Here is a 13,092-nt window from a genome sequence, read left to right as displayed (position 1 = left end):
GCACGTCATTTAGTCATTTGTCAACCAACTTGACTTTTGAAGACTTCTGCATTCTAGTCGCCCCAGAACGGGAGGAAAGAAGACGCAAATGGACCAGCCAAACGCGCAAAAAACACCCTACGTGCCCCTGACGGCGGAGACCCTCGCGCCGCAGTTGTCGAAGGTTCCCGCAATCGCGGACCGGGTCGGCCAGGATCCGCAGGACTGGAAGGTCGTGGAGGTCGGCGACGGCAACCTCAATCTGGTGTTCATCGTGGAGGGGCCCGACGGAACCGTCATCGTGAAGCAGGCCCTGCCCTATGTCCGCCTGGTGGGGGACAGCTGGCCCCTGCCGCTCTACCGCGCCTTTTACGAGTATCACGCGCTGGTCCGGGAGGCCGAGCGCGATCCGGGCGCGGTGCCGCAGGTGTTCCACTTCGATGAGGATCAGGCCCTGATCGTCATGGAATTCCTGAGCCCCCACAAGATCCTTCGCCGCAAGCTGATCGACGGCGAGAAGGTCGAGGGCCTGGGGGAATTTCTCGGTCGTTTCTGCGCCCGCACCGCCTTCCGGGGCTCGGAACTCTCCATGAAGAGCGCCGAGAAGAAGAAGGACGTGGGGCTCTTTGCCGGCAACGTGGACATTCCGGCCATCACGGAAGCGCTGGTCTTCACCGACCCCTATTACGACGCGAAGATGAACCACCACACGGCGGAACTGAAGCCCGTGGTGGCGGATCTGCGTGCAAACGCAGTGCTGAAGGCGCGCGTCCAGCGCATGCTGATGAAATTTGCCTCCAACACCGAGACCATGGTGCACGGCGATCTGCACAGCGGCTCCATCATGTCCACAGCAACCGAAAGCCGCGTGATCGATCCCGAGTTTGTGCAATACGGCCCCTTCGGCTTCGACATCGGCATGCTGACCGCCAATTTCCTGATGGCCTATTTCAGCCAGCCCGGTCACCGGACGCCGCAGGATCTGGGCGCCTATCAGGAATGGATCCTCTCGGTGATCGAGGAAACGCTCAAAGCCTTCGACGCGGAGTTCCTGTTCCTCTGGACCACCGAACGCACGGGCATGCTCTATCCAGCGAGCCTCTTCGAGGATCAGGGCCAGTCGTCGGAAGACTTCTGCCGCGATCTGCTCAACGAGATCCGCCAGGACGCGATGGCCTTCTGCGGCATCGAGATGCACCGCCGCACGCTCTCCCTCGCCCATAACGCCGATTTCGAGACACTCACAGACAGCGCTGTGCGGGCCCCAATGGAAGCCCGCAACCTTGCGATGGGCTCCGAGCTCATCCTGCGGGCCGATGCCATCCGCTCCCCCCGCGCCCTGCTGGAACTCGCACGCCAATTCAATGCAAAGGACGTCCTATGAAGGTCAACGGCACCCATTACCGCTCACTTTGGTGGGACGCGGAAAAGGCGGCACTCCAGATCATCGACCAGCGCTGGCTGCCCCATGACTTCCGGGTTCAGCAGGTCGACACCCTTGAGGACTACGCTGAAGCGATCGTGGAGATGCGGGTGCGTGGCGCGCCGCTGATCGGGGCAACCGCCGCCTATGGAATGGCGCTTGCCGCCAGACTTGATCCCTCCACCGCCCATCTCGACAAGGCCTGGGCCTTCCTCGACAAGACCCGTCCGACCGCCATCAACCTGCGTTGGGCGCTGAACCGGTGCCGTACGCATCTTCTCGCCCTGCCTGAGGACCAGCGCGCCGAGGCCGCGCTCAGGCTGGCGCACGAAATTGCCGACGAGGACGTCGAGATCAACCGCAGCATCGGCCTGAACGGGCTGGAGATCATTCGCAAGATCGCAGATGGCAAGACAAACGGCGAGCCTGTTCGCCTCCTGACCCATTGCAACGCCGGATGGCTGGCGACCGTCGACTGGGGCACGGCCACCAGCCCCATCTATCAGGCCCATGACGCCGGGATCCCGATCCACGTGTGGGTGGACGAGACCCGCCCGCGCAACCAGGGCGCCCTGACCTCCTGGGAGCTCGGCAGTCACGGCGTTCCCCACACCTACATCACCGACAATGCGGGCGGCCACCTGATGCAGCATGGCCTGGTCGACATGGTCATCGTCGGCACCGACCGCACGACCCGGCGCGGTGACGTCTGCAACAAGATCGGCACCTATCTGAAGGCCCTGGCCGCAAGGGCGAACAATGTGCCCTTCTATGTCGCCCTGCCCTCGCCCACCATCGACTGGACGGTCACGGACGGCGTGTCGGAGATCCCGATCGAGGAGCGCAGCGCGCGCGAAGTCACCCACATTCAGGGTGTCAACGACGCCGGCGAGATCGTTCAGGTGCAGGTCACGCCACGGGGAACGCCGGGCGGAAATCCGGCCTTCGACGTGACGCCGAACCACCTGGTGACGGGGCTCATCACCGAACGTGGCGTTTGCGCTGCAACGCCGGAAGGTCTAGACGGCCTGTTCCCGGAACAAGCTCGGATTGCCGAACGCGCATGACAACTGGCCAGAAGAAACCCGGACCGACCGAAGGACGATCGCTCCCACGCGCCCGCTCGCAGGACGAAGGCATCATCGAGGTCGCCTGGTGCTATTACCAGGAAGGGATGAACCAGAACGAGATTGCCGAACGTCTGGGTTTCTCCCGTGCCACCGTGGTCAATTACCTCTCTGAAGCCCGCCGCCGCGACTATGTGCGCATCACCCTCGACCACACCATCTTCCGCAACCAGGAACTGGCGCGCAGACTGGTCGAGACTTTCGGACTGAAGGATGCGATCGTGGTGCCCTCCTCATCGGATGGCCCCGAACGCTCCCTCGACCGGGTGACGCGCGTCGTGGCGGACTGGCTGCCGAGCCTGCTCGAGCCGGGTGACCGGCTCGGCGTCGCCTGGGGAGAAACCATCTACCGGGTCGCCGAGGCCGCCCCCCGCCTCACCCTCAACGAGCTGACGGTCGTCCAGCTGGTCGGGTCACGACCTGCGGCCATGGGCTTTGCGGCGGAAACCAGTTCGGCCACCCTCGCCCGGCGCTACGGTGCCCACTGCATCAATCTTCACGTGCCGCTGGTTCTCTCGGACCGCGAGCTCGTCGACCGGCTGAAGCAGGAGCCTGTGATCCGGGAGCAGCTCGAGGCAGTGGCCACCTGCAACAAGACCATCTTCGCCTGCGGCACCTGCGGCGAGGACAGTCACGTCGTCCATACCGGTCTTCTCGACCGGGCCGATATCGACACCTTTGCCCGCCAGGGAGCGGTGGGCGTGATCTGCGGCCGCCTGATCGACGGCGAAGGACGCGGGCTCGACCGGGAAATCGAAAGCCGCATGATCGGCGTGACCCTCGACCAGATGCGCGGCAAGGACATGGGCCTGCTGGTCGGCTCAGGCCCGGAACGGGCAAGACCCATGCTGGCAGCCATTCGCGGCGGCTACGCCACCCATGTCGCGACCTGCTCCGATACGGCCATGAACATTCTCAAACTCGCATTGGATCCATGCTGAAAGCCCCCTATTCCGACACCACCGAACTGCGCCAGGCGATCATCGACACTTGCATCGAGATGAATCGGCGCGGCATCAATCAGGGCACCTCGGGCAACATTTCCGTCCGGGCCGGCGACCGCATGGTGATCACGCCCTCCGGCATCCCCTATGAGCGCATGACCCCGGACATGCTGGCCTCCATGCCGCTGGATGGTGATGGAGCATGGGATGGCCCCTGCAAGCCCTCCACCGAATGGCAGTTCCACCTGGCCCTGCTCCGGGCCAAGCCGGACATGCATGCGGTGGTCCACGCCCATCCGGTCAATTGCACGGCGCTCGCCATCAACCGGGAGGAAATCCCGGCCTGCCACTACATGATCGCGATCTTCGGCGGCAACCGCATTCCGCTCGCGAATTACTCGCTCTTCGGAAGCAACAGCCTTGCCCATGACGTGACAGCCACCATGGAAGGCTACAGCGGCTGCCTGATGGCCAATCACGGGGCCGTGGTGGTCGGCGAGACCCTGGAGAAAGGCCTGTGGCGTCTGGAGGAGCTGGAGGTTCTGGCCAAGGCCTACATCATCGCCCGGACCATCGGCACACCGCACATCCTGAGCGATGCGGAAATCGATGAGGTCATGGGCTCCGTGAAGTCCTATGGCATGAAATCCGCCTGAAGCCCCAAGAGCCCCATGCCCCCTCGGACGGGCTTGCATTCCCGCTGCGGTGCCTTAGCGTGAGCGGACATAGGGCCGCAGGGAATCCTGCCGGAGGGGAGAGTGGCAGATGAACCGAAATGACGATCAGGCGGGGCAGAATGCCCCTGCCCCCGCGCGGCCCGAAATCCCCGGATACGCGGCACCCTCGCGGGTGTTGCACTGGCTGGTGGCGGGCCTGGTGTTTCTCACCTGGCCGCTCGGACTGATGATCGGCTTCGTGCGCAAGGAAGTCTCCCTCGACTTCTACATGGTGCACGAGAGCCTTGGCTTTCTGGTGCTCTGGCTGATGCTGCTGCGCATCGGCGCGCGGCTTCTGACCCCGCAGCCGGTCGAATTCGGCACACCACTCGAGCGCATGGCCGCACGCGCCGTGCATCTGCTGCTCTACGTGACCCTGGTGACCAGTCCGCTCTCCGGCTTCCTCGCCACCAATGCGCACGGTTTCCCCTTCTCCTGGTTCGGCATCCTCCCGGTGTGGAGCCCCCTGGGCAAGAACCCGGATGTGGCCTGGCTCCTCTCCGCCATCCACGTGGCCAGCGCCTGGACCATGCTGGCGCTTCTCGCCCTGCATCTCTCCGCCGTGGTGATGCACCATGTGATCCGGCGGGACATCACGCTTCTGCGCATGCTCTAGGCGCTGGCGCCGCCCAGCGCGAGAAGGTCCGTGTGGCCGACCTCGCAGGTGCTCTCGGCCAGGTCCAGCACCCCGAGGCGGAAGCCGATCCACGCGCTCACATGGGTGCGCGGCAGGGTTCCGATCTCTTCCAGCGGACGACGCATCCCTTCCAGGAACTCGATCTGCAGGGCCTTGTCCTGCGGCCCCATGCGCCAGGGGCTGGAGGCGCTCTCGACCCGGTAGCCGACAGCCTTGAGGCACTCGCTCAGGAAGGGGGCGGCCTGCGGCCCGAGCGCCGGACCGAAGCCCTTGTCCCGGCGCTGATGCAGGTTGAAATCCCGCACCACTGCCGTGTCCAGCTCGTGGGGAATGCTCCAGCTCATCTGTCCGTCATAGGTGAGATTGGCATAGAGCCCCGCGCCGGCCTGTCCCAGCTCGCGCACCAGACGGGCGCAGAAACCCGCCGAGCAGAGATCGAAAAAGGCGGACGAGGTGACGACAGCCACCCCGTCAAGCGGCAGGGGCGTTTCCCCTCCGGCATCGCCTAGCAGAAACTGATGCCGAGCGCCCCTGGGGCCCTCTGGCCCGAGCCGCCGCCGTGCAGCCTCCAGAAGTGCGGGGTCCTTGTCGAACAGCCGCCATTCCACCCCATCGGGCAGGAATGGAGACAGGCCGCGACAGGTCGACCCGGTGCCGCACCCGAGATCCAGCAGAACCCGCGCATCCCCATCCAGCGCCTCGAGATGAGCGCCCAGCGCCCGGATGAGCCCGAGATCGCGGGACCGGTGATCCACCGGCTCGCGCAGCTCCAGCCAGCTTTCCGAAAAGCCGCTCATGCCCGCTCCCTGGCGTCCGGGTCCACGCTCAGCGCCCCATCATAGGCGGTGTCCGATCCAATCGCCACCTGGTGCAGACAATCGGCGACCAGCCGCGCGGTCTCGTCCCAACGGGGGAGCAGCGCACCCGCCACCCGCGCACCCGTGGTGAGGCGGCGGTGGGCGGCGGTGTCTTCGAGCAACCGGCGCAGGGCGCGGCCAAGCTCCGCATCATCATCGACCGGCACCAGCATGCCCGCTTCCGGGGGCACCACATCCGGCACCGCGCCCGCCTGACACGCCACCACCGGCAGCCCGTGGGCCAGCGCCTCGGCAAAGACCATGCCGTAGCCCTCATAACGGCTGGCCAGCACGAAGAGATGAGCCTGCCGCAAAAGCTGTGCCGGATCCTCCATCTCGCCCACCAGCTCCACCCGACCCTGCAATCCCAGCCGCCCGATCTGGGCTTCCAGCGCGTCCGTCGTCTGCGGGTGAAGCGTGCGGCTGCCGACGATCACCGAGCGCCAGGCGAGATCCTCGATCCGCTTCAGGGCCTTGAGCAGCACGTCATGCCCCTTGCGCGGGGTCAGGGTGCCGATGGTGAGAAGCAGCGGATCGCCCGGAGCGGCCAGCCTCGGTTCACCCGGATCGGGGCCCGGACCGGTGCCCGGATCGGTGCCAGGAACCGCCACGGTGATGAGGGCCTGCGGCACGCCATAGCCTTCCACCAGCCCCCGCGCCGTGCCCGGAGAGGTGACAATGACGGCGCGCGCGGCCGAAAGTGCCGCCGTCTCGCTCTGCCGGAGCGCAGCGACCCGCGCCGGATCCAGTCCGGTTTCGAGCGCCAGCGGATGATGCACCAGCGCCACGATGCGCAGGCGGTTTGCCTCCCGTTGCGCCCAGGCGTCCAGAACCCCGAAGGCAAGCCCGTCGATGAGCACCACCGTGCCGTCGGAAAGCTGCGACAGGCGCGCCTCTGCCCTCGCCAGATCTTCCGGCGCGGGATCGGGGAAGCCCGGCCCCAGCGGCACCCCTTCGACCTCGATGCCGAGATCCTCCAGCCCCGCGATCAGGCGCCGGTCATAGCCGTAGCCCCCGGTGCGGGTTTGCAGGTCTCCCGGCCAGGCGAAGGCGACGGAGGTGATCACAGGTCGGCCTCATACCATCCGCGCGCCGCATGGCTCTCATGCAGGGTCACCTTCAGGCGGCAGACCCGGTTGCTGCCCGGGCCCAGACGCCCGGCCGCGATCCCCGCTGCCAGCTGATCAAATACGTACCGCGCAATCGCCTCGGTGGTCGAGATCTTGCCCCGGAACACCTCCAGCTCATCCAGGTTCTGATAGTTCAGCGGCTTCAGCACCTCGGCCAGCAGGGTCGTGGCCGCGCCGATATCCACCGCCAGGGCGTCCTCGTCCAGATCGCGGGTAAAGAACGCCGCATCCACGACGAAGGTGGCCCCATGCATCCCCTGCGCGGGTCCGAAGACCGGGCGCGGCAGGCTGTGCGCAATCATGATGTGATCCCTGACTTCCACGGCAAACACGTTCGCTCTCCTCCCCCGAAGGGTCACTGGTCATTGGTCATAGCGGATGCGGTGACACAGGGTCGCCGGATCCCGCAGGATGGTTTCATAAGAGGGGCCGAGGGCGGAAAACGCCGTCATGCCGGTAAAAAGGGTCTCGACCCTGTCATCGCGCAGCAGCTCCAGCGCCTTGGTCAGACGCCGCCGATAGGTCCAGCGCGGCGACTGGCGCACGGGGATCTGCCCGACCTGCGAGCTCACGAGGGCAAGCCGGCCCGCATGAAAGGCGCCGCCGAGGGGCAGGCTCACCTGCCGGTCGCCATACCAGCTTGCCTCGACCAGACGGGCGCCGGGCCCTGCAACCGCGAGCCCCTGAGCCAGCGCCTCGCCGCTGGCCGAGGCATTGACGATCACGTCGAAGGGGGCCTCCCCGCCAAGCGCCTGCGGGCTCACGAACCGGGCACCGAGGCTGATGGCCAGCGATTGCCGGCTTTCCAGCGGATCGACCAGCCACAGCTCCACTCCGGGGATCTGCGCGGCCAGAAGCGCCACGAGCCCGCCGACGACACCGGCCCCGAAGACCGCGACCCGGTCGCCCGCCAGGATCTCAGAATCCCACAGGATGTTGAGCGCGGTTTCCATGTTGGCGGCCAGCGGGGCACGCTCCGCAGGCACCCCTTCGGGCAGCACGGTCACAGCGTCGCGGGAGACAACGAACCTGTCCTGATGCGGGTGAAGACAGAATACGGTCTTGCCAAGCAGATCCGGCGCACCGCCGGTCACCCGCCCGCAGACCGCATAGCCATATTTGACCGGAAAGGGAAAGCTGCCACCCATGTGCGGACCGCGCATACGCTCGTGTTCGCCGGGCGGCACGGCACCGTCGAACACCAGCCGCTCCGTGCCCCGGCTGATCGCCCCGAAGAGGCTTTCCACCAGCACCTCCTGCGGGCCGGGCCGGGCAAGCGGCTCCTCACGCAGGGCGCAGGCCGCGGGCCCGGTGACCCACAGCGCCCGGGCGCGGCTTTCCGCGCCACGCGCCTGCCGGTCTGCGCTCACACGCTCGTCCACCGCTGTCCTCCTCCTGATGGGCTCAACTGTCGTCCTTCACATGTGGAACAGTCGGCAAGATCCCGCAAGGTGAGAAACGCCACCATGCACCCCTTGTCATTTGACGGCGTCGTGTCATCTAGGAGAGCAAGCGTTCCGGCAGGATCCTGCCGCTGCCCGGACGAAGCACGGCAGTCCAGGATCCACAGGACCGGACATCGGCAAGTCGTCAGACAACAAAAGACGGAAAGACATGCCCCCAAAGGACAGCCCATCGCCGGAAGGTAGCGCCGGTCACCCGTCACCGGCAGGCGGCGTGGCAATCGCGCCAGCGCCGGCCGGCACCTCGCCCGGCCTCAAGCGCAGCGCGCTCCTCGCGCTGGCGCTGATCTTTCCCGCCTGCGCTGTCACCTACTGGATCGCGGCGCGCGCCCTGAACCTCGGGCCGGGTGCGGGAAGCGTCGCTCTTGTCCTGCTTGCCCTCATCTTCGCGCTGGTCCTGCGCGGCCTGCGGCATCACCCCTTCCCCCGCTTCGGGCCGGCCAATGTGACCACCAGCCTGCGCGCCGGGCTTGGCGTCTTTGCAGCCGCCGCCCTGGTCCTGGGCAACGATCTCTCCGCCGCGGATCCGCGCCTCTGGCCGCTCCTCGCCCTGGCGCTCCTTGCCCTCGTCCTCGACGGGCTCGACGGCTTTCTCGCCCGCCGCTCCCACCTGTCATCGCGCTTCGGGGCCCGCTATGACATGGAACTCGATGCCTTTCTCATTCTGGGTCTGAGCCTTGCGGTCGTGGCCCTCGATAAGGCCGGGCCCTGGGCGCTGCTGATTGGCGCCATGCGCTATCTCTTCGTCGCCGGCAGCTACGTCTGGCCCTGGCTTGACGGGCCTCTGCCCCCCTCCTGGCGGCGCAAGGCGGTCTGCGTCTGGCAGATCGCAGCCCTCTGCCTCGCCCTGGTGCCGAGCCTTCCCGTCGCCTCCGCTACGATGATTGCGGGATCTGCGCTGCTGCTGCTCGCCTGGTCCTTCGCCGTGGACATTGCGACCCTCTGGCGTCTCGGACGGCAGGCCTCATGAGCGGCCACCCGCCGGCTCAAGGCGCGCACGGCCTGCGCCAGGGGACGGGACGTTGGACGGGGCGTTGGATGGGACGCCTGCTGGCTACGCTCTCTCTTCTGGCGGTTACCCTCGCCTTCCTGCTGCCCGATCACCCGGCCGATCTGCTGAGCGCCTACTGGCTGCGCCTGCCCCTGGAGCTGCCACTGCTGCTTGCCGCCATCATGGTTCTGCCCAACCGCGCAGCCCGGCCACTCGCCATCGCGCTTGCCGGACTGGCCGTGGCAGTGACGGTGCTCAAGGTGGCCGATCTCATGACCCTGTCCGCCCTGCAGCGGCGGGTGAACCCCTATCTGGATTCCCACCTGATCTGGAATGGCTGGCACTTTCTGTCCGGCGCCTTCGGCAAGGTGGCGGCTGGTCTCGCCCTGCTCGCCCTTGCGCTGGCCTTTGCCGGACTTCTGGCGCTGCTCGCCACCGGCCTCACCCGCTTGACCCGGCCCTTGGGTCACCCGAATGCCGCTGCTCCACGACGCGGGGCTTTCATCCTTGCCGGATGGGTGCTTGTGGCTCTCGCCTTCCATCTGGCCGAAAGGGCGGCATTGCCGCGCGCGCCCGCCGATGACGGATCTCTCGCCCGGATCAAGGCCGCCTCCCTCACCCGGGTCCTGTCGAAACGGGTGGGCGAAACCCTGCGCTCGGTCGCAGACCTGCGGGTCTTTGCCGCCGGGCTCTCGATCGTCCCCGGAGAGGCCCCCGCCCAGCGCCCCTTGCCCCTGCTGACAGGTAAGGACGTGGTGCTGGTCTTCGTGGAAAGCTATGGCCGCAGCGCCGTGGAGGATGAAGCCTATGCGCCCCGGATCACCACAAGGCTGACAGCGGCAGAAGCGGCCCTTCGAGGATCAGGTCATGTCATGGCGAGCACCTATGCCCGCTCCCCCACCGCCGGCGGCATGAGCTGGCTCGCCCACGCGACCTTTCTCTCAGGGCTCAAGGTGGACAGTCAGGCCCGCTACGATCTGCTGATGCGCTCGGACCATGCCAGCCTCAACCGGCTCTTCCGCGAGGCGGGCTGGGAAACCTCCGCCATCATGCCGGCGATCACCATGGACTGGCCGGAGGCCGCCTATTTCGGCTACGACCGGGTGCTTGCGGCGGCCGATCTGGCCTATCGCGGGGCGCCGTTCAACTGGATCACCATGCCGGATCAATACACGCTTGACGCCTTCGACCGGCTGGTGCTCGCCCCGGCCCGAAGCGCAGCCCGTCCGGTCATGGCCGAGATTGCGCTGATCTCCTCCCACGCCCCCTGGACGCCGGTGCCGCATCTGGTCAATTGGGAGGATGTGGGCGACGGAACCATCTTCACGCCGCAGACGCTCGGCAGCGAAACGCCGCGCCAGGTCTGGTCGGATCCGCAGAAGGTGCGCGACCATTACGTGCGCACGATCGATTATTCCCTGGAGACGGTCTTCGACTTCATCCGCCGCGACGCGGGCGACACGCTCTACATCGTTCTCGGCGACCATCAACCGGCCGCCATCATCACCGGGCTGGACGCCTCGCGCGATGTGCCGGTTCACCTGATCAGCCGCGATCCGCAGCTGATCGACCACATCCTCGCCAGGGGTCTGACACCGGGGCTTCTCCTGGGCAACAGCACGGGCGCATCGTCAGCAACCTCAACCTCACGGCCCATGGAAGACCTGCGCGACCTGCTTCTGGGGGACACAAGACCCTAAGCCGCCTTTGGCCGCAGATCCTGCCTGTCACAAGGCGCAGATTGCCCGATCAGTACCCGATCAATGCATCGAGAGCCATTCACGCGCCGCGCGCTGTGCTTCGGCAATGTCCTCGCGGCTCATTTCCGCGGACAGGTCCTTGCGATACTGCGCGGCTTCCCGGTTGCCCTTCATGGCGGCAATGTTGAACCACTTGTGGGCGCTGACCAGGTCGGTGACGCCGTGACGGCCGGAGGCACTGTCGAGCCCCATCTGGAACAGGATGTCCGCCGTGCTCGGGCTTTCGCCCATGAGGCCCATGTCGGCCGAGTGAATTTCAAAACGAGCCATGTTCTCTTGTCCTTCTTTCCGGCCGACTTTCCAGTCGACAGACTTCGGAAATGAAACGCTGACCTTGGGAAAAATATCAGGAGTAAACTTGCCGCGTCTCTGGCTTGATCTTGCGATGACCCGTTAAAAGCCTCGTTAAATTTTTAAATTAACGGAGAACGAACAAGAAACTAAGGTAAGATGAATTTAAGACACCGTTCACGATGACGCAGAGAATTTCACTGACTTCTCAGGCACCCATCCCTCGAATTGTTCCGATGGCGGAAACTCTTTCCTAACCATGCCCGCAGATCCTTCGCTCCTTGCTGCGATGGTGTGTCAGCAAGCCGCATCTACCTGAGCGCGAAACCGGGACGGGCTGTCTGATCTCCTCGCGCTGCAAAAAAATCTCGGACCTTCCCTAAGGGCACGGCTTTTCGCCGACCCGAAGCAGCGCTAGGCTCTGGTTTCCCTTAAGGGAAAGCATTTGGGAGGAAACTGGAATGTCCGTGAAACTTCTTCGCGCCGCTGGTGCGGCCCTTGCCCTGTCGGCCCTGGTTCTCGGCGCAGGCAGCGCCCAGGCTGCCGACCCGACCGGCGAATGGGTGCGCCCGAGCGGCTCGTCCAAGATCCGCATCGCCCCCTGCGGTCCGGCCCTCTGCGGCAACCTGATCTGGGTGAAGGAAGCCCGCAACGATGTGAACAACCCGGACCCGGCCAAGCGCGGCAATCCGCTGGTCGGCCTGCAGATCGTCTCCGGCATGAAGGCGAGCGGCAAGGACAGCTGGAAGGGCAAGGTCTACAACGCCGAAGACGGCAAGACCTACACCGGCGTGATGGCCATGCCCTCCGACGACAAGCTGAAGCTCGAGGGCTGCGTGCTCGGCGGCCTGATCTGCAAGGGCGAAACCTGGAAGCGGGTGAAGTAAGCCCGTCTCCACCACGGCTTCGGCCATCCGGCGCCCCGATGCAACACCGGATGGCCCTGCCCCCCTGGCACGGCACAGCCGCAACTCTTCGCCCGCGCTCCCGCAAGCGCAAAAGCGGCTAGAGCATCTTCTTGAAGCCCAGGTGGCTCTGGTCAAAGCCCAGCCGGTCATAGAAGCGATGGGCATCGACCCGCAGGCGGTTCGAGGTCAGCTGGATCAGACAGGCGTGGCGCGCCCGCGCCCGCAGCTCTGCATGGGCCATCATCACGGACCCGATGCCCTGTCCCCGGAGATCTGCCCGGGTGTGCACGCTCTCCACCTCCGCCCGGATCCCGCCGCCGAAGCCCAGACCGCGCAGGAAGTGGATCTGGAAACTGCCAGCCACCCGGCCATCGGGCTCGAGTGCCACCCACACTTCCAGCTCCGGCGCGGCGAGCATTGCCGCAAAGGCCTCGGTATAATCCTCGGTTCGCGTCGTGTCCCGGCCCACCCTTGCGCCCACCGCTCCGGCCGCCATCAGGGCAAGGATTTCCGGCAGATGTTCGGGACGCGCAGCCTCCATCCGCACCCGGTCACCCATTCTCGCATCGCTCATGTCGCCGCTCCTGATGGTTGCTCCATTCCGCATCCCTCGCGATGCCCCCAAGCCATGAAAAGGCGTTCCGCCCGCCTCGGCAGGGACCGATTCTCCCTCGCCCCTTGGGGCTACTGTCGGAATTGACGAGGGCAATGGTGGGTGACAGGATTCCTGCCCCCTCGCAAGCCGCTGTTTTCACCACCCCGACCCCAGCCTGTAACGGGCCAAAGAAAGAATGCATACATCTCGTGGCACAAAAGAGGTGCAAGGAGGCGGGCAATCGAAAGTCCGGGATGGCGTTTTCTCGCGG

The 13,092-nt window shown here is 65.9% G+C and carries 14 protein-coding genes; 8 read left to right on the top strand and 6 right to left on the bottom strand.

Features of this window, described 5'->3' with window-relative positions; all coding sequences use genetic code 11:
- Positions 1-88 precede the first annotated feature (88 nt).
- From mtnK to FR728_RS18670, 5 genes are all read left to right on the top strand, one after another.
- Positions 89-1,363 (top strand): S-methyl-5-thioribose kinase, encoded by a 1,275-nt coding sequence (mtnK, locus tag FR728_RS18690; protein WP_149894289.1) that lies wholly within the window; start codon positions 89-91, stop codon positions 1,361-1,363.
- Positions 1,360-2,469, top strand: coding sequence for an S-methyl-5-thioribose-1-phosphate isomerase (gene mtnA / locus FR728_RS18685; RefSeq protein ID WP_149894288.1), 1,110 nt, complete (start codon positions 1,360-1,362; stop codon positions 2,467-2,469). Before mtnK ends, mtnA begins: the two co-directional genes overlap by 4 nt.
- Positions 2,466-3,470 carry a sugar-binding transcriptional regulator gene (locus tag FR728_RS18680; RefSeq protein WP_149894287.1) on the top strand — a complete coding sequence of 335 codons (1,005 nt, stop codon included), beginning with the start codon at positions 2,466-2,468 and terminating at the stop codon, positions 3,468-3,470. Before mtnA ends, FR728_RS18680 begins: the two co-directional genes overlap by 4 nt.
- Entirely contained in the window at positions 3,464-4,129 is a 666-nt protein-coding gene (locus tag FR728_RS18675; RefSeq protein WP_149894286.1) for a class II aldolase/adducin family protein, read from the top strand. Before FR728_RS18680 ends, FR728_RS18675 begins: the two co-directional genes overlap by 7 nt.
- A 109-nt stretch (positions 4,130-4,238) precedes the next feature.
- Positions 4,239-4,805, top strand: coding sequence for a cytochrome b (locus FR728_RS18670; protein ID WP_149894285.1), 567 nt, complete (start codon positions 4,239-4,241; stop codon positions 4,803-4,805).
- On the opposite strand, the gene FR728_RS18665 is transcribed toward FR728_RS18670, so the two are convergent.
- From FR728_RS18665 to FR728_RS18650, 4 genes are read right to left on the bottom strand one after another with little or no spacing between them, the layout of a single operon-like run.
- Positions 4,802-5,623, bottom strand: coding sequence for a class I SAM-dependent methyltransferase (locus FR728_RS18665; protein WP_149894284.1), 822 nt, complete (start codon positions 5,621-5,623; stop codon positions 4,802-4,804). The two genes, FR728_RS18670 and FR728_RS18665, sit on opposite strands and share 4 nt — an antisense overlap.
- Positions 5,620-6,750, bottom strand: coding sequence for a glycosyltransferase family 4 protein (locus FR728_RS18660; protein ID WP_149894283.1), 1,131 nt, complete (start codon positions 6,748-6,750; stop codon positions 5,620-5,622). The genes FR728_RS18665 and FR728_RS18660 overlap by 4 nt, the downstream gene beginning before the upstream one ends.
- On the bottom strand, positions 6,747-7,145 hold the full coding sequence (locus FR728_RS18655; protein WP_149894282.1) for a 6-pyruvoyl trahydropterin synthase family protein: 399 nt from the start codon (positions 7,143-7,145) through the stop codon (positions 6,747-6,749). Before FR728_RS18655 ends, FR728_RS18660 begins: the two co-directional genes overlap by 4 nt.
- A 30-nt stretch (positions 7,146-7,175) precedes the next feature.
- The gene (locus FR728_RS18650) at positions 7,176-8,195 is read right to left on the bottom strand and encodes a zinc-dependent alcohol dehydrogenase (protein WP_244304754.1); all 1,020 of its coding nucleotides are present in this window, start codon (positions 8,193-8,195) and stop codon (positions 7,176-7,178) included.
- 232 nt (positions 8,196-8,427) lie between these two features.
- Between FR728_RS18650 and FR728_RS18645 the strand changes: the two genes are divergently transcribed.
- Together FR728_RS18645 and FR728_RS18640 are read left to right on the top strand one after the other, a co-directional pair.
- Entirely contained in the window at positions 8,428-9,246 is an 819-nt protein-coding gene (locus FR728_RS18645; protein ID WP_149894281.1) for a CDP-alcohol phosphatidyltransferase family protein, read from the top strand.
- 68 nt (positions 9,247-9,314) lie between these two features.
- Complete coding sequence (locus tag FR728_RS18640) at positions 9,315-10,967, top strand: sulfatase-like hydrolase/transferase (protein ID WP_188318964.1); 1,653 nt, start codon at positions 9,315-9,317, stop codon at positions 10,965-10,967.
- A 60-nt stretch (positions 10,968-11,027) separates the two neighbouring features.
- Here FR728_RS18640 and FR728_RS18635 read toward each other — a convergent pair whose 3' ends face one another.
- A complete protein-coding gene (locus tag FR728_RS18635; protein ID WP_188318963.1) occupies positions 11,028-11,297 on the bottom strand; it encodes a hypothetical protein in 270 nt (89 codons plus the stop codon).
- 482 nt (positions 11,298-11,779) lie between these two features.
- Between FR728_RS18635 and FR728_RS18630 the strand changes: the two genes are divergently transcribed.
- Positions 11,780-12,205: a DUF2147 domain-containing protein gene (locus FR728_RS18630; protein WP_149894279.1), complete on the top strand. Its 426-nt coding sequence runs from the start codon at positions 11,780-11,782 to the stop codon at positions 12,203-12,205.
- A 118-nt stretch (positions 12,206-12,323) separates the two neighbouring features.
- Here the strand turns inward: FR728_RS18630 and FR728_RS18625 are convergent, their stop codons facing one another.
- Positions 12,324-12,800: a GNAT family N-acetyltransferase gene (locus FR728_RS18625; RefSeq protein ID WP_149894278.1), complete on the bottom strand. Its 477-nt coding sequence runs from the start codon at positions 12,798-12,800 to the stop codon at positions 12,324-12,326.
- Between the last annotated feature and the right edge of the window lie 292 nt (positions 12,801-13,092).

This window comes from Roseibium aestuarii (genome assembly GCF_008477545.1).
Lineage (GTDB): Bacteria > Pseudomonadota > Alphaproteobacteria > Rhizobiales > Stappiaceae > Roseibium > Roseibium aestuarii.
This window is presented reverse-complemented; position numbering and strand designations above follow the sequence as displayed.